The 15,134-nt window shown below is 72.9% G+C and carries 14 protein-coding genes and 2 pseudogenes; 10 read left to right on the top strand and 6 right to left on the bottom strand.

Annotation, left to right across the window (positions count from 1 at the left end):
* Position 1 precedes the first annotated feature (1 nt).
* From ABZ719_RS24580 to ABZ719_RS24565, 4 genes and pseudogenes are all read left to right on the top strand, one after another.
* A pseudogene (locus tag ABZ719_RS24580) lies at positions 2-559 on the top strand (DUF4157 domain-containing protein); the annotation flags it as partial.
* A gap of 1,128 nt (positions 560-1,687) precedes the next feature.
* Complete coding sequence (locus ABZ719_RS24575; RefSeq protein ID WP_366727337.1) at positions 1,688-3,088, top strand: FAD-dependent monooxygenase; 1,401 nt, start codon at positions 1,688-1,690, stop codon at positions 3,086-3,088.
* Positions 3,089-3,151: 63 nt separating this feature from the next.
* The gene (locus ABZ719_RS24570; RefSeq protein ID WP_366727336.1) at positions 3,152-3,760 is read left to right on the top strand and encodes a TetR/AcrR family transcriptional regulator; all 609 of its coding nucleotides are present in this window, start codon (positions 3,152-3,154) and stop codon (positions 3,758-3,760) included.
* Positions 3,757-4,749 (top strand): EamA family transporter, encoded by a 993-nt coding sequence (locus ABZ719_RS24565; protein ID WP_366727335.1) that lies wholly within the window; start codon positions 3,757-3,759, stop codon positions 4,747-4,749. The genes ABZ719_RS24570 and ABZ719_RS24565 overlap by 4 nt, the downstream gene beginning before the upstream one ends.
* Here ABZ719_RS24565 and ABZ719_RS24560 read toward each other — a convergent pair.
* Positions 4,691-4,864 (bottom strand): annotated as a pseudogene (locus tag ABZ719_RS24560) (VOC family protein); the annotation flags it as partial. The gene ABZ719_RS24565 and the pseudogene ABZ719_RS24560 overlap by 59 nt on opposite strands.
* Before the next feature lie 23 nt (positions 4,865-4,887).
* Positions 4,888-5,553 carry a TetR/AcrR family transcriptional regulator gene (locus ABZ719_RS24555; protein ID WP_366727334.1) on the bottom strand — a complete coding sequence of 222 codons (666 nt, stop codon included), beginning with the start codon at positions 5,551-5,553 and terminating at the stop codon, positions 4,888-4,890.
* Positions 5,554-5,782: 229 nt separating this feature from the next.
* Here ABZ719_RS24555 and ABZ719_RS24550 point away from each other — a divergent pair, with 229 nt between their 5' ends.
* Complete coding sequence (locus ABZ719_RS24550) at positions 5,783-6,442, top strand: SRPBCC family protein (protein ID WP_366727333.1); 660 nt, start codon at positions 5,783-5,785, stop codon at positions 6,440-6,442.
* A 37-nt stretch (positions 6,443-6,479) separates the two neighbouring features.
* On the opposite strand, the gene ABZ719_RS24545 is transcribed toward ABZ719_RS24550, so the two are convergent.
* Positions 6,480-7,331, bottom strand: coding sequence for a LysR family transcriptional regulator (locus ABZ719_RS24545; RefSeq protein WP_366727332.1), 852 nt, complete (start codon positions 7,329-7,331; stop codon positions 6,480-6,482).
* Between the two features lie 158 nt (positions 7,332-7,489).
* Here ABZ719_RS24545 and ABZ719_RS24540 point away from each other — a divergent pair, with 158 nt between their 5' ends.
* The gene (locus tag ABZ719_RS24540; protein ID WP_366727370.1) at positions 7,490-8,044 is read left to right on the top strand and encodes a cupin domain-containing protein; all 555 of its coding nucleotides are present in this window, start codon (positions 7,490-7,492) and stop codon (positions 8,042-8,044) included.
* Positions 8,045-8,106: 62 nt separating this feature from the next.
* Positions 8,107-8,469 (top strand): DoxX family protein, encoded by a 363-nt coding sequence (locus tag ABZ719_RS24535; protein ID WP_366727331.1) that lies wholly within the window; start codon positions 8,107-8,109, stop codon positions 8,467-8,469.
* Positions 8,470-8,474: 5 nt separating this feature from the next.
* On the opposite strand, the gene ABZ719_RS24530 is transcribed toward ABZ719_RS24535, so the two are convergent.
* Positions 8,475-8,885: a VOC family protein gene (locus ABZ719_RS24530; RefSeq protein ID WP_366727330.1), complete on the bottom strand. Its 411-nt coding sequence runs from the start codon at positions 8,883-8,885 to the stop codon at positions 8,475-8,477.
* 176 nt (positions 8,886-9,061) lie between these two features.
* Between ABZ719_RS24530 and ABZ719_RS24525 the strand changes: the two genes are divergently transcribed.
* Positions 9,062-10,210 carry a YafY family protein gene (locus ABZ719_RS24525; RefSeq protein WP_366727329.1) on the top strand — a complete coding sequence of 383 codons (1,149 nt, stop codon included), beginning with the start codon at positions 9,062-9,064 and terminating at the stop codon, positions 10,208-10,210.
* 61 nt (positions 10,211-10,271) lie between these two features.
* Here ABZ719_RS24525 and ABZ719_RS24520 read toward each other — a convergent pair whose 3' ends face one another.
* Positions 10,272-12,863 carry an AAA family ATPase gene (locus ABZ719_RS24520; RefSeq protein ID WP_366727328.1) on the bottom strand — a complete coding sequence of 864 codons (2,592 nt, stop codon included), beginning with the start codon at positions 12,861-12,863 and terminating at the stop codon, positions 10,272-10,274.
* Positions 12,864-13,227: 364 nt separating this feature from the next.
* Here ABZ719_RS24520 and ABZ719_RS24515 point away from each other — a divergent pair, with 364 nt between their 5' ends.
* Positions 13,228-13,731, top strand: coding sequence for a hypothetical protein (locus tag ABZ719_RS24515; RefSeq protein WP_366727327.1), 504 nt, complete (start codon positions 13,228-13,230; stop codon positions 13,729-13,731).
* Between the two features lie 64 nt (positions 13,732-13,795).
* Here ABZ719_RS24515 and ABZ719_RS24510 read toward each other — a convergent pair whose 3' ends face one another.
* Complete coding sequence (locus tag ABZ719_RS24510) at positions 13,796-14,230, bottom strand: hypothetical protein (RefSeq protein WP_366727326.1); 435 nt, start codon at positions 14,228-14,230, stop codon at positions 13,796-13,798.
* Positions 14,231-14,816: 586 nt separating this feature from the next.
* Here ABZ719_RS24510 and ABZ719_RS24505 point away from each other — a divergent pair.
* On the top strand, positions 14,817-15,131 hold the full coding sequence (locus ABZ719_RS24505; RefSeq protein WP_366727325.1) for a hypothetical protein: 315 nt from the start codon (positions 14,817-14,819) through the stop codon (positions 15,129-15,131).
* Positions 15,132-15,134: the final 3 nt, after the last annotated feature.

Genomic DNA, 15,134 nt, shown 5'->3' with positions numbered 1-15,134 from the left:
CATGCGCGCGCGCCCGCAGGAGAACTCGGAACGAGAGACGGGGGCCAAGCCCGCGAGGAACCGCCCGCCGGTTTCCGCCGCCCCGACGGCCGCTTCCCTCCTCGAGCTCCAACGCACGGCGGGCAACACGGCCGTGGCGCGGATGCTCGACGTCGAGCGCCACAGCCACGGCCCGGGCTGCGGGCACGGGACGGCGGAGGCGGATACGGCTCCGGTGCAGCGCTCCGCCGTGCACGACGTGCTGCGCACCCCCGGTGCCCCCCTGGAGCCGGTGCTGCGGGCGGAGATGGAGGCCCGGCTCGGCGCGGACTTCTCGGACGTGCGCATGCACACCGACCAGGCCGCCCGGCGCTCGGCCGCCGAGATCGGTGCCCGCGCGTACACGTCGGGCAGTCACGTGGTCGTCGGCGAGGGCGGCGCCGACCGGCACACCCTCGCGCACGAGCTGACGCATGTCGTCCAGCAGCGCAGCGGACCGGTCGCCGGCACCGACCGCGGCGACGGCCTGCGCGTCAGCGACCCCGGTGACCGCTTCGAGCGCGAGGCGGAGGCCAACGCCCACCGCGCCCTGGCCACCGCGCTCCCCACGGTCCCGCGGGCGGAGGCGCACGGGGCCGGTGCCCCGGGCCGGGAGCAGCAGGCTCCGGCCGCCCCGGCCGTCCAGAGGGCCACCACGTTCCACCAGACGGAGGAGACCGCCGAGTCCGACCGGGACGTCGCCCTGCGGATGCTGGACCGGGTCGCCCGTACCGCCGAGCGGGTCATCATCGCCACGCAGCCGAAGGCCAAGGGAAAGTTCACCCCTCACCTGGCCGTCAACCTGCTGCCCGACGGCACTCTGGGCATCGCGGGCAACACCGGCAAGCGGCTGGTCACCGAAGAGCAGCGTCAGAAGATCGACGCCGAGGTCAGGAAGTTCGCCGACGGCAGCGCACCCAGGGCCGGTCACCACGGTTGGGGTTCGAGTGCGGGGGAGCGGCAGCGGGAGCGGCAGGACCGCAGCAAACTCCGTGCCCTGGACTCCGGCTCGTACGAAGAGGCCCACACCGAGTCGGTCGAACTGTCCGCGATCCGGGCGGCGTTGCACAGGCCCCTCACCTGGTTCGCCGTCGACAGGAAGGACAAGAAGCCCGCCCAGCACGGGGAGATGACGCTCCTGGGCGAGCAGGTCGCCGCCTGGAAGAGGAACCCCGGGGACCCGGACGCGCCCCAGACGGTGCACATGGGCGGCGTCAAACTGGCCTGCCTCGCCTGCGAGTGGGCGTTCGAGGCGGTCAACAAGCACATCGGCGAGCCACTCGGTTACCGGGTGGTCGCCGCCGGGGCCCACGGGCAGTTCTTCCCCAACTGGGGCATGCCCGAATGGATGCAGAGGGAGCCCGCCGTGGTCGCGGAGATGAGCGACAGGGCACGCGCGATCGGCGCCGAACTGGCCGACGGGGTGATCAAGGGCGACATGGCCCAAGGGGACTTCCACCACGACCCCGCGAATTCCGCGTCGGAGTACGAGTCGGACTAGGACTGACCCTCCGGGCGAGGTCCGCCGGCGGTCGACCGGCGGAGACGGACCCGATAACAACTGTTCGGGCATCGCATCTTGACGGTTTGTCAGTGCAGGATGGAAGTCACATCGCGCCGCGATGCGGCCGCGCCGGCGGCCGTGCCCGGACCGGGGAGCCTCGACGCCATGTCCGACCGGACACCCGATTGCCTGCCCACGGCCCTGGTGGTCGGTGCGAGCGCCGCGGGCCTGTTCGCCGCGGCGGCGCTGACCGAGTTCGCCGAGGTCACGATCGTCGAGCGGGACAGCCTCCCCGCCGGCGTCGCGCCCCGCCGCGGTGTGCCCCAGGCCCGGCACGCGCACCTGGTGTGGAGCGGTGGGGTGCGCACCGTCGACGACCTGCTGCCCGGTGTCGTCGACGACGTCGTCGCCAGGGGCGGCCGGCTCGTCCGCATCATGGGCGACATGGTCTCGCGCGCCCCCAACGAGGTCTGGTTCCGCCGCTTCCTCGCCCCGCACCACCGCAATCTGGTCTGTTCCCGGGACCTGCTCGACGCCGCCCTGCGCGACCGCGTGCTCGCCCACCCGCGGATCACGCTCCGGCAGGCCATGACCGCCCTCGGGCCGACGGGCGACGCCCGCCGTGTCACCGGTCTCCGGGTCCGGGACGCGTCCGGCGAGCGCACCCTGACCGCCGACCTCGTCGTCGACGCCTCGGGGCGCGGCTCCCGTGCCCCGCAGTGGCTCGAAGCCCTCGGACTCCCGCCCGTCACCGAGCGCAGGGTCGACGCCGGCATCACCTACGCCACCCGTCTCTACCGGGCCCCCGGCACCACCGCCGGCACCCCCTTCCCCCTCGTCAACGTGCAGGCCAACCCGGCGAAGGCACCGGGCCGGGGCGGCATCGTCCTGCCCGTCGAGGACGGCCGCTGGATCGTCACCCTCGCCGGGACCCGCGGCGGGGAACCGACCGGCGACCCGGACGCCTTCGTGGGGTTCGCCCGGCGCCTGGGGGACCCCGTCATCGCCCGACTGATCGAGCACGCCGAAGCCGTCGGCGGCGTCACCGTGACCCGCGGCACGGCCAACCGGCGCCGCCACTACGAGAAGATGCGGAGCTGGCCCGACGGATTCCTGGTCGTCGGTGACGCCGTCGCCGGCTACAACCCCGTGTACGGCCACGGACTGACCGTGGCGGCCCAGAGCGCCGCCGCCGTCCGCGACCTGCTGCGCGCGACCGGCTTCCCGGTCCCCGGCGGCGCACGTCGCCTCCAGCGTGCCGCCACCCGCCCCGTCTCGGCCGCCTGGAACCTCGCGGTCGGACAGGACGCCTTCTACCCGGACGCCACCGACACCCCGCCGGGCCTCGCGCAACGGCTTCTGGCGCGGTACGTCGACCGGGCGGTGGCCACGGGAGCCCGCAACCCCCGCGCCCTGAGCGCCCTGCTGGACGTCATGAGCCTGGAGAAACCGGCCGTCCGCCTGTTCGCTCCCGACATGCTCCTCCCCATGCTGTTCGGGCCCAGGAAGAGGCACCTGACGGGACCGCCGCTGACGGAGGCGGAGTGGGAGGCGGCCCTGCCGTAGACCACTCCGTGCCGCCGAGCGCTCTCACTAGGTAGACTGACCTACCTAGCGAGAGGACCTGTGATGAACGAAACCGGCGCCGCGGCCCGGCGGCCCGCCAGGCGGCGGGGTGCCGCGCGCGAGCGGCTGCTCGCCGCCGCCTCGCGCCGCTTCTACGCGGACGGCGTGACCGCGACCGGCATCGACACGATCACCGCCGAGGCGGGCGTGGCGAAGATGAGCCTCTACAACAACTTCTCCTCCAAGGCGGACCTGGTCAGGGCCTACCTCGATGCCCGGCACGAGGAGTGGCTCGGGCTGTACCGCCGGCGGCTGGAACAGGCCGAGGGCGCCCGCGACGGCGTGCTGGCCGTCTTCGACGCCTACGCCGATCACGCGGCGTTCGGCTACGAGCACGGCTTCCGCGGCTGCGGGCTGCTGAACGCGGCGGCCGAGCTGCCCGCCGGGGACGAGGGACGGGCCGTCGTGCGCCGGCACAAGGAGGAGGTGGAGGCCCTGCTCGCCGGGCACGTCGGCCACCTGCTGCCCGGACGGCCGAAGGAGGCCCGCGCGACGGCGGAGCACCTGGCGTTCCTGCTGGAGGGCGCGATGGCACGCGCCGGACTCGAGGGCGGCGGCACGCGTCTGGAGCACGCACGGGCGATGGCGGCGCACCTGGTGGACCGGCTGTGACCCGGGCCGCCCCGGCGGCCACGGGGTCGGTGTGCGTGCTGATGGCGTCGGTGCTGTGGGGGACCACCGGGACGGCCGCGACCTTCGCCCCGGGCGTGGGACCCCTCGCGATCGGGGCGGTCGCCATGGGGCTGGGCGGCCTGCTCCAGGCGCTCGTGGCCGCGCCCCGCATCGCCAGGCAGGCACCGCGGCTGCGGGCCCGCGGCGGTGTCGTCCTGCTCGGCGCCCTGGCGGTCGGAGCCTATCCGCTGGCCTTCTACACCTCGATGCGCCTGGCGGGGGTCGCGGCCGGCACGGTCGTGTCGATCGGTTCCGCCCCGCTCGCCTCGGCCGTCGTCGAACGGGTCGTGGACGGGCGCAGGCTGACCCGCCGCTGGACGGCCGGCGCCGCCCTGGGCCTGTCGGGTACGGCCCTGCTGTGCGCCGCCGAGGCGACGCGGTCCCCCTCGGGCCCCGGCGCCCCCTCCGCGGCGTCGACCGTGCTCGGCGTGGGACTGGGGCTGGTGGCCGGCCTCACCTACGCCCTGTACTCCTGGGCGGCCCACCGGCTGATCAGCGGCGGTGTCCCCGCCGGTGCGGCCATGGGCACCGTCTTCGGTCTGGGCGGACTGCTGCTTCTGCCCGTCCTGGCGGCCACCGGCGCTCCGCTCCTCGACTCGTGGTCCCACGCGGCGGTCGGGGCCTACCTGGCGCTGGTGCCCATGTTCGCCGGGTACGTGCTGTTCGGCCGGGGCCTTGCGCATGTCCCGGCGAGCACCGCGACCACGCTCTCACTGCTGGAGCCCGCGGTCGCCGCCGTCCTGGCCGTCCTCGTCGTGGGCGAGCGCCTGCCCCTGCCGGGCTGGGCCGGGATCGCCGCCGTCGTCTGCTGCCTCGCCGTGCTCACCGCGCCGGACCGGCCCGCCCGTACGCCCCGGCCGGCCGCCGGACTCACTCGTACTGGGCGATCTGGATCAGGTTGCCGCACGTGTCGTCGAGCACGGCTGTGACGACCGGGCCCGTCTCCACCGGCTCCTGGACGAAGCGCACCCCCAGACCGCGCAGCCGGTCGAACTCGGCGTGCACGTCGTCGACGGCGAAGGAGGTGAGCGGGATGCCGTCCGACACCGAGGGCGGTCCCTCCCGGGTCAGGTCCGCGTCCGGTCGAGGGGGGCCGACAGCTCCTCCAGTTCGGCGGCGAAGAGCAGGGCGGGGTCGAAGCCCATGCCGGTGAAGTGGCCCGCGAGTTCCAGGGACAGCACGCCGTGCAGCCGGGTCCAGAAGACCAGGGCCCGGTGGAGGACCGCGGGGGGAGCGGTGTGGCCGCCGGCCCATTCCCGGTGGTCCCGCAGGTGGGTGTCGAACGCAGTCTCCCGGCCCTCGGCATCCCGTGCCGTGCAGGCGTCGAGCAGGAGGGTCATGATCCGGTCGGCGATCTCGGTGATGTCCTCGGGGGCGTGGTAGCCGGGGACGGGGGTGCCGTAGATGAGGAGGTACCGCTGGGGGTCCTCCAGGGCCCAGTCGCGCAGCGTGTGTGCCAGCGCGGCGAGACCGGCCCCGGCGGCGCCGGCCGCGCCGAGCGCACCGGCGAGACTGCGGTAGGCGTCCCGGACGAGTTCGGTGATCAGGTCGTCGCGGTTGGCGAAGTAACGGTAGAGGGCGGGGCCGCTCATGCCCATCCGCTTGGCGATCGCGTTGAGGGAGAGGGCGGACACCCCCGCCGTGGCGATCTGCTCCCAGGCGTGCTCCTTGATCTCCGCGCGGACCTGCACGCGGTAGCGCTCGCGCGGGTTCTGCGGGTCCGGCTTCCCCATGGCGTGCCTCCCGCCTCCTCTCCTGGGCGCGGGCCCGCCGCCGACCGGGCCTGCGTCCGGGGGCGGCAGCGAACCCGGCTGCCGCTCCGTGCGCGGCTACGCTCTCAAGGTTTCGTTAGAGGTTATCACCAAGGCTGTTGACCTCTCACTCGACATGCGGTTATAACTTCTAACCAATGCATGAGCGTCTAGCTCGCGTCCGCGTTGTCCCGTCCAAGGGAGGGTCCCCATGCCCGGTAAGCCCCGTAAGTCCTGTGACCGCCGCAGCGCTGCCCGTGCCGTCCTGCTCACCGTCCCGCTCGTCACCGGTGTCCTCGGCGCCGCCGTCGCGCCCGCCGGTGCCGTCCCGCTGCAGCACGCCGCGTCCCTCACCTGCCGAGGGCAGGGCGTCGACCGGGACGCGCGCGTCCGCCACCGGACCGAGACCGTGATCCACGCACCGCTGCGCACCGTCTGGAAGCTCCAGGCCGACGTGGAACGGTGGCCTGCCTGGCAGGCTTCCGTGACGAGCGCGGAACGCCTCGGCCGTGGCCCCCTCCGCCCGGGCTCGGCGTTCCGGTGGACCACCCCGGTGCCCCCTGGCCCCGCCACGGGCGCCACCACGCTCGACATCACCTCGACCGTCCGGCAGCTCAGGTACGGCTCCTGCGTCCGCTGGACCGGCCCCGCGGTCGGTGAGGGCCTGCGCATCGACGGCGTCCACGTGTGGAACTTCACCAAGGTGCCGGGCGGTGTCCGGGTACGGACCGAGGAGACCCACACCGGTCTTCAGGTCGACGCCCATGTTCCCGAGGCGACCGCCATCCTCCGGCAGGGTCTCGAAGCGTGGCTGACCGATCTGAGGACCGCGGCCGAAGCCCGTACCGGCGGGGCCCGGCAGCCGTCGTAGACGCCCGCCGGGCCGGCCGGCCCTCGCGGTGCGTCGCTCAGCGCCGGTAGGCGGCCGCCGCGAGCCGTACGAACGACCGGATCAACGGGTTGGTGTCCCCCTCGTTCCACGCGACCACCGCGGGATTCGGCGGCGTCCCGGTCAGCGGCACGACCCTCAGCCCCTCCGGCACCTCGTGGTCCACGAGGGTCATGCCCACCGTGCCGTTCCACAGGACCGCCTGCCGGCACTCGTGGACGGTCCGCACCACCGGACCTCCGCGGCGCCCGCCTCCGCTCCAGTACTCCTGCCAGAGCGGATCGGTGCCCTCCGGGAACCGGAACCAGCGGCGGCCGGCCAGTTCGGCCGGGTCCAGGCTGCCACGGCCGGCCAGCGGATCATCGGCGCGCAGCAGCGCGCCCACCGGATCGGCGCGCAACGCCCGCACCTCCAGGCCGGTTTCGTCGAACGGCCCGCGGGTCAGGGCGACGTCGACCAGCCCGGCGCGCAGACCGCAGGTGGGGTCGGTCAGATCGGTGTCCCGCACGCGGACCTCGACGTGCGGGTGCCGCCGGCGATAGGCGTCGGCCAGCCGCGCCGCCGCCGGGTCGCCGCTGTCCCCGAGGATGCCGATGGTGACGGTGGCGGCGCCCGCGGCGGCGGCCACGCGGACGCGGGCCCGGTCGGCCCGGTCCAGCAGGGCCCGCGCCTCCTCCAGCAGGACCGCCCCGACCGCGGTGAGCGAGACACCGGCGGACGACCGGACGAACAAGGGGGCGCCCACCTCGGCCTCCAGACGTCTGATCGCCCGGCTCAGCGGAGGCTGGCTCATGTGCAGCCGGGCGGCGGCCCGCCCGAAGTGGAGTTCCTCGGCGACCGCCACGAAATAGCGCAGCGTGCGTAGCTCCATGGTGCGACGATACCCGGACGGTATCGAGGTCCCGGAACGGGTCTTGGACAGGTGCGGCGCCCCGGCAGTGGAATCGAGACATGAACGACGAACCCGCCACCGGCGACATGACCGCCCGACCGGCCGCCGACGACCTGACCGCCGAACTCGCCGACGGCATGGCCGCCGAACCGACCGCCGTTCCGTCCGGTGCCGGTCCCGCCGTGTCGGTGGTCGGACCGGAGGACGGCGAGACGATCCTGCTCGGCACCACCCGCCTGCGGATCCTCGAGGACGGCAGCGGTACCGGGCACCGCCTCGGCATCGCCGAGTCCGTCCTCGCGCCCCATACGCCCGGCCCCCCGCAGCACCGCCACGCCCAGCACGACGAGGGGTTCTACGTCATCTCCGGCACGGTGCGGTTCACCGTCGGGGAGAAGCACTACGACGCCACCGCGGGCACCCTCGTGATGGTGCCGCCCGGAGCCCCGCACACCTTCGCCAACACCACCGGCCGGCCTGCCGTCATGCTCAGCACCTTCACCCCGGACCTGTACGTGCAGTACTTCCGGGACCTGCGGGACATGCTCGCCGACGGTGCCGCACCGACCCCGCAGGCGAGCATCCGGACGATGAGCCGTTACGCCACCGAGCCCGCCGTCGACTTCGACCGGCAGCCGCCGGAGCCCCACCGCCCGGCCGCCGGTGCCGGCCCGCACGACGGACATCGCTGAAGAGGCCCCGCCTTCCACACCCCTGAGCCCACCCGCAACCGACGGCAGCGATGAACGGGACGATGAACGCCGCATATTGGATCCTTGCCGGCCTGCTCGCGCTCTTCTACCTCTACGGGGGCGCACTGAAAGCGACCCGGAGCCGCGAGCGGCTCCGGCCGATGATGGCGTGGGTGGACAGCATGCCGATGCCCGTGGTCAGGGCCCTCGGAGTGATTGAGGTGCTCGGCGCGTTCGGGCTGCTCCTGCCCCCGCTGACCGGTGTCGCTCCGTGGCTCGCGACGGTCGCCGCCGTCGGATTCGTGGTCCTCCAGATCGGTGCGACCAGGGTGCACCTGAGCCGCGGCGACCGCCGCATCGCCCTGAACATCACACTGCTGCTCACCGCCGCTGTGACCGTCTGGCCGGCGGCGGGGTGGCTCTGACGCCGCTACGCCCGCTGCCTGCGTCCGAACTTCTCGACGGCGGCGGGGGTGACCGGCGTGAAGAAGTTGACGAGGTTGCCGTCCGGATCGCGGAACAGCAGGGACCGGTTCCCCCACGGCATGGTGGTGGGTCCGGCGACCACGTCGTCGAGGAGGCCGTCGAGGTTCCCGTGGACCCGGTCGACGTCGTCGACCAGGAACTCGATGATCACGCTGTGGTTGTCCGCCGGGCGGGCGGAGTCCGGCGCGAAGAGCGGGACGGTGCGGGTACTGGCGATGGCGAGGGTCGCGCCGGGGGTGCGGACCTCGGCGAAGTCCTCGGTGGCCCAGACCGCCGTCGTGCCGGTCGCCTTCTCGTAGAAGCCGACCAGGCGTGCCACATCGCCGGTGATGACGCGGACCGAGACGAAGTCCATGGTGTTCTCCCTTGCCCGACCGGTGGATCCGTCCACCGGTGACTGTGCTGACGAGCGGCCCCGCCGAGCGGCGGTCCCGGTGACGGGACGTCCCGCCGGCGGGGTTTCCGTTGTGTCGTCGAAGGTAGGACAAATAGAGGACAGAAACGGTCCAGTATTCTCCCTAGACTCGTCTCATGTCCCGACCCACCGGCCGCGTCCTCACTCTTCTGGAACTGCTGCAGTCGGGCGGCATCCGGACCATGGCCGAACTCGCCGACCGCCTCGGCGTCGACCCGCGCACCGTGCGCCGGTACGTGGACCACCTGGTCGATCTCGATGTGCCGGTCGAGGCGGTGCGCGGGCGCTACGGCGGCTACCGGCTCGCCCCCGGCCACCGGCTGCCCCCGCTCATGCTGAGCGACGACGAGGCGCTCGCCGTGCTGCTCGGCCTCGCTGTCGCACGCCGCTCGGGACCGGTGGCGACGGCGGTCACCGCGGCTGAGACGGCGGCGGCCAAGATCCGGCGGGTACTGCCCGAGCGCGTCGCCCGCCGGCTCGGCACGGTGCTGGAGTCCCTCGCCTTCACGGCGCCGCCCGGCGAGTTCGCGGTACCCGACCCCTCAGTCCTGCTGACCCTCGCCGACGCGGTGCGCCACGGCCGGCCCGTCTCGGTCAAGTACACCGACCGCAAGGGCAGGCGCAGCGACCGCACGCTCCACCCGTACGGGCTCGTGGCCCACTCGGGACGGTGGTACGTCACCGGCGCCGACCCGGACATCGGCGAGGACCGCACCTTCCGGCTCGACGGCATCACCGACGCGCGGGTGCTGCCCGGCTCGTTCGAGGCCCCGGGCGGTCCCGACCCGGCCCAGCGCGTCCTGACCGGGTTCGCCACCGCCGGGTACCGGCACGAGGTGACGCTGCGGATCCACGGGACGCCGGAGCAGATCCGTGACCGGTTCCCCGCCGCCCTCGCCACCCTGGAGGAGCTGGACGCCGCGCCGGACGCGGGCCTGACGCAGGAACCGGGCCCGGTGCCGGACTCGGCCTCCGGGCCGGACCCCCTTCCGGAGCCGGACCCGGACGCCGTGCCGGACGCGGGCTCAGGGCTGTCCTCGGGCTCCGGAGCGGATTCGGCCTCGGGGCCCGGCGCCCCCGGGCCGGACGCCGCCACCTCCGCCGCCCGGTGGTACCGCGTCGCGATGCGGGTCGAGCGGCTCGACTGGCTGCCCGGCCTGCTGGCCTCGCTCGACCGGCCGTTCGTCATCGAACGCCCCGGCGAACTGCGCGACCTCGTGGCCGCGCTCGCCGACCGGCTGGCGGACCACGCCCGCCGGACCTGACCGGCGGGGCGGCGCCCTCCGGGCCCCTGGCGGGCGAGGCGGCGTGCTCCGGACCGCGCGTCTACCGGTGCTCGGAGTGATGAAGTTTGCGGGCGGCCTCGTGGCGGGTGTGGACGCCGAGTTTGTTCAGTACCGCGCCCACGTGGTGCCCGGCCGTCTTGGGCGTGATGTAGAGGCGGGCGGCGATCTCGGCGTCCGACAGGCCCTCGTTCAGCAGCTTCAGTACGTCCAGCTCCCGGTTGGTCAGCCCGTACGGATTGGCGCGTGTGGCCGCCCGGGGGCCCCGCCGTACCGGGCGGACGCCTCGGGCCCGCATCAGGGCGCGGGTGTACGCGACGGCCGGCCGCGCCCCGAGGCACTCGAAGGCGTCCAGGGCCTGGTGCAGCGCGCCCGCGTCCCCGGACAGACGCGCCAGCGCGGCGTCGTGCGGACAGCCGAGCCGCTCCCAGCGTTCCGCGGCGCCCGCCCAGTCGCCGGCCAGTTCCAGCGCGTACGGCTGGGCCGCCGGAACTCGCGGGGGAGTCCCCCCGGCGCGACGGATCCAGCAGGCCAGCGGCCCGGACAGCCACGGATGGCTGCGCTCCTCCAGCGCGGCCAGCCCGCGTCGCGCCTCGGCCTGCACCCGCTCCTGATCACCGGCGAGCCAGGCCGCCTCGACCCGGGCCTCCCAGCCCAGGCCCGTGTCCAGCAGGCAGTCAGGATCGACCAGGCCCGCCGCCTGCTCCAGCAGGGGCCACGCCTGTCCCTTGCCCTGGCGGGCCCGCACCAGCCCCAGCACGGTCAGCGCCAGGGCCCGGACGGCCGGCGGTGAACCGGGGTGGCGCAGTACCTTCTGCGCGGCGCCGGCGGCCTGGGGCCACCGGCCGCGGTTCAGCAGGCCCCAGCTGTCCCAGGCCTGCGTCCACAGCAGGTACGTCAACAGGTCACGGTCGAGACAGTAGGCCTCCGCCCGGCCCACGGCCGCGGTGGTCCGGGCGGCGTCGCGCCGCAGTGCGCTGAACCAGGCCATGATGACCGTCAAGAGGGCCGCGTCCACCGGCAGGTCCTGTGCGAGGGCGCTCGCCACCGCCTGCTCGCAGTCCTCCCAGCCGTCCTCCTGGCACAGCAGGCGAGCCGCCGCGGCGTGGAAACGCGCCTGGACGACCACGCCCGCGTCGCCGAAGCGTTCACCGAGCGCGATCGCCTTCTCGGCGTACGCGGCCGCCACCGGCACCGGGGCGTGCTCGTAGCAGGCCAGCTGGCACAGGTTCAGGTAGGCACCGGCCAGCTCCCGGCCGGGCCGCAGCCGTTCGAGCACCCGCACCGCGTCCAGGCCGGTCCGCCCGGCCTCGGCGGTGCGCCCGGCCGGCCACAGCCAGGACGACAGCCAGCGCAGGTCGTCGCCCTCGCGCAGCCGGTCGCCCAGCTCATGACGCAGCCGCACCGCCGCACGGCGGGAAGCGATCCCGTCGTCCAGCCTGCTGGACAGCAGACACGCCCGCGAATGGCCCTCAAGGAGGGCCGCCCGCCGGCCTGGCGGCAGACGGTCGGCGTGGCGCAGGGAACGGGCGTACTGGGCGGCCGCCTCGCGGTGCGCGCCCAACGCGGCGGCGCGGGCGGCCGCCGCGGGGGCGTACTCCAGCACGGCCGCCGGATCCCTTGCGGCCTCGGCGTGATCGGCCAGCAGCGCCAGGTCGTCCACGGCGACGGGACCTGAGCGCATGGCCGCCAGTACGTCCCGGTGCACGCGCAGCCGGCGGGCGGCGGGGACGGCCTCCAGCACCGCCCGCCGGGTCAGTTCATGGCGGAACTCGCTCACCTGACCGTCGGTGCGGACGACCCCGCAGGCGGCGGCCTCCTCCAGCGCCCTCTCCGCGTCCGGCAGGATGCCGGTCAGCAGCGGCAGCGAGACCCGGGAGCCCAGGACGGCCAGCACGTCGACCACCGTGCGCGTCGCGGGCGACAGGCCCGCCAGGCGTCCGGCGACGGCCTCCCGCACCGTCGCCGGGATCGCCTCTGCCGGGGCGGCGAGGATCTCGGCGACGATGAACGGATTGCCCGCGGAGACCTGGTACAGCTCCTCGGCGTCGATGGCGTGTCCCGCGGCGAGCCGGGCCACGGCCCGGCGGCTCAGCGGGGCCAGGTCGTGGCGGTGCACCCACGGATAGCGGGCGAGGGTGCCGAGGAGCGCGGTGAGGTCGTGGGTGCGCCCGATCTCGTCGTCGCGGTAGGTGGCCACCACCAGCGCGGGAACCTCCGGCAGGCGCCGGGCCAGGTAGCGCAGCAGGTCCATCGTCGCTTCGTCGGCCCAGTGGACGTCCTCCACGACCAGCAGACTGGGGCAGACGCTCAGGTCGGCGAGGAGACGGTCGAAGACCTCGTCGGCGCGGCAGGTGCCGGCCAGCGCACGGGTCAGTGCTGTGCGCACGGCCCGGCCCAGGCGGGGGGCGAAGTCCATCACGGGACCCAGGGCGCGGGGGGTGGCCAGCGGATCGCAGGCTCCGACCAGGACCCGGATGTGGGGATCCGCCACCTGGGCCAGACGGCGCACGACGGTGGTCTTGCCGATGCCGGCTTCGCCGCGCACAAGGGCAACGCCCCCAGGACCGCTTACGGCCTCGTGCAGGTGACCGGTGAGGTCCTGGAGCACAGCCTCTCGCTCCAGCAGGTCCATCACCAGCCAGTTTCCCTCCGCGGCCGATGCCGCGCAAAAGATCCAGACGGATCAGGCAAGGCCGACCGGTGGGGTGGCGTCCCGGGATGCCGGGATGAAAGGTGGGGGATGCCGGGGTGGAACATGGGGGGATCGCCCGATGCGCCCCCGGCTGCGGCGTGGAACGCTGTCCAGAGAGTTCCAGAACCCGGGTCTCCCGGTTCGCGGCTCGAAACCGGCCCGTGCAGAGCATGCCGACCCACCCCGCCTTCGAAATGCCTGCGGCAACGAATTCAGCCCGGCAATGAAAGGCGCCTCCGGTTGCCGTCGCCTTTCGGACTGTCCGCCTATCGGCAGGGATCCCCCCTCATCGGAAAGAATCGTCATGATCAAGCACATCGCAAAGCGTGCGGCGCTGCTGACCGCATCGGCTGCCCTGGCCGCTGGTGGCGCGCTGGCGCCCTCCGCCGCCTTCGCCTCCCCGGAGCCCGCGGGCACCCACGCGACGGTGCCGTACGACAACGGCCACCACGGACACGGTAAGGGCAACAGGCAGAACAACAACAATAACAACAACAACGGCAGGGGTGGGAACAACAACAATAACAACAACAACGGCAGGGGTGGGAACAACAACAACAATAACAACAACAACGGCAGGGGTGCGAACAACAACAACAACAATAACAACAACGGCGGCGGAGGGAATAACAACAACAATAACAACAACAATGGAGGAGGCGCGAACAACAACAACAATAACAACAACAACGGCAGGGGTGGGAACAACAACAATAACAACAACAACGGCGGGGGTGCGAACAACAACAACAATAACAACAACAACGGCGGGGGTGCGAACAACAACAATAACAACAACAACGGCTGAACTTCAGCAGTCCGGCCGGGTGGGATCACCCGGCCGGACTTGCACGCCTGCGGCACCGCCGGATTCACGACCCCGCGTTCTGATTGCAGTTGATGTTCTGCGTTCCGGTGAAGGTGTTTCCTTGGCCGACCTGCCCCATCGGGTAGCAGACCTGAATGATTGACGTGGTACCCAGGATCGAGAGGAGTCCGCCACCCTGGCCAGGGGTGGTGCCGACGTTGTTGTTATTGTTGTTGTTCACCTCGCCGGTGCCGTTGTTGTTATTGTTGTTGTTCACGCCTCCGTTGTTGTTGTTATTGTTGTTGTTGTTTTCTCGCGCGGCGGTGCAGCTTTCCCCCAGTCCGACCTGTTCCAGCGGGGAACAGGCGTCGAGGAGCGACCTGGCGCCCAGGAGCGAGAGGAGTCCTCCGTCACCCTGCGCCTGGGCGCCCCCGCTGCTGAAAAGCACTGCTGCCGCCGCAGCGACACCGATCGTGGCAAACCGCTTCTTGAGCCTCACTAGACCGACCTTTCGTCGTCCTGGCGCCGAATCCTGAGTTGCCGTGGTCAGGATGGCGACGGCAGGCGTGGGACGATCACAAGGCACGCTGCGGTCCGCTTCATTTCCCCCGTACAGCCGCTCCGTCGGCGCAGCCGCCGGCGGGTGCGGCTCCGCCTTGAGTGCGGTCCTGAAGATCTCGCCGGGGTCGGCCGCGTCGTCAAGGGGAGGGGCGCGCCGGCGGCGGGCGGGCCATCGCCCTGGGGCGGCCGGACCGACGCCTGTCCGAACAGCAGACGTAGCTCCTGTCGGGCTCAGGACGGGGTTCCGGATCTGGCGCCCGTCCGGTTCGCGGACCTGGCTCCAGTCCGGGCGGCTGCCAGGTTTTCGGGCCGGGACGGCTGGGACGCGTTCGTGTCCCGGTCCGGAGGCGTCGTGTCCCGGCCAGCACGTCCGGGGCACGCGTCACCCGCGCCGCCTCATGTGCCGCTCCCCGGCTTCCCGCTCACCTCTGGACGCGCCGATCACGGCCGGTCCGCGTTCTTGCCGCCCGGTCACGGGTGCCGTCACCGTCGACATGTCCGCTTGTCGATGGAAGGGATTCCACTTGGCCGCACCCACCGCCCCAGGTCCGCAGAACCGCCTCGACGAATGGCAGGGCCAGATCCTTCTGGGCCTTGCCCGGCTGATACAGAACATGCTGGCCGGCCGACGCAAGCGGCTGGACGTCGCCCTGCGCAACTGGGCCATGCGCGGCGCCCACGCCCACGGCGTCGACCCGCGTGTGATCACCCGGGCGGTCGGGCTGAGCGACGCACAGGTGCGGAAGGCGCTGGGCGGCGGAAAGCCTGGCGGCGAGCAGAAGAACGGCGAGCAGAAGAACGGCGAGCAGAAGAACGGCGAGCAGAAGAACGGCGAGTAGCAA

The organism is Streptomyces sp. NPDC006743 (assembly GCF_040703815.1).
Classification (GTDB): Bacteria; Actinomycetota; Actinomycetes; order Streptomycetales; family Streptomycetaceae; genus Streptomyces.
This window is presented reverse-complemented; position numbering and strand designations above follow the sequence as displayed.

What these genes read in the sequence shown, in the direction of transcription:
- ABZ719_RS24550 (WP_366727333.1), top strand. Translation starts at nt 5,783, where the DNA reads ATGCCCGGTAAGCCCCGTAAGTCCTGTGACCGCCGCAGCGCTGCCCGT.
- ABZ719_RS24530 (WP_366727330.1), bottom strand. Translation starts at nt 8,885, where the DNA reads ATGGACTTCGTCTCGGTCCGCGTCATCACCGGCGATGTGGCACGCCTG.
- ABZ719_RS24525 (WP_366727329.1), top strand. Translation starts at nt 9,062, where the DNA reads ATGTCCCGACCCACCGGCCGCGTCCTCACTCTTCTGGAACTGCTGCAG.
- ABZ719_RS24515 (WP_366727327.1), top strand. Translation starts at nt 13,228, where the DNA reads ATGATCAAGCACATCGCAAAGCGTGCGGCGCTGCTGACCGCATCGGCT.
- ABZ719_RS24570 (WP_366727336.1), top strand. Translation starts at nt 3,152, where the DNA reads ATGAACGAAACCGGCGCCGCGGCCCGGCGGCCCGCCAGGCGGCGGGGT.
- ABZ719_RS24555 (WP_366727334.1), bottom strand. Translation starts at nt 5,553, where the DNA reads ATGGGGAAGCCGGACCCGCAGAACCCGCGCGAGCGCTACCGCGTGCAG.
- ABZ719_RS24575 (WP_366727337.1), top strand. Translation starts at nt 1,688, where the DNA reads ATGTCCGACCGGACACCCGATTGCCTGCCCACGGCCCTGGTGGTCGGT.
- ABZ719_RS24535 (WP_366727331.1), top strand. Translation starts at nt 8,107, where the DNA reads ATGAACGCCGCATATTGGATCCTTGCCGGCCTGCTCGCGCTCTTCTAC.
- ABZ719_RS24540 (WP_366727370.1), top strand. Translation starts at nt 7,490, where the DNA reads ATGGCCGCCGAACCGACCGCCGTTCCGTCCGGTGCCGGTCCCGCCGTG.
- ABZ719_RS24520 (WP_366727328.1), bottom strand. Translation starts at nt 12,863, where the DNA reads ATGGACCTGCTGGAGCGAGAGGCTGTGCTCCAGGACCTCACCGGTCAC.
- ABZ719_RS24545 (WP_366727332.1), bottom strand. Translation starts at nt 7,331, where the DNA reads ATGGAGCTACGCACGCTGCGCTATTTCGTGGCGGTCGCCGAGGAACTC.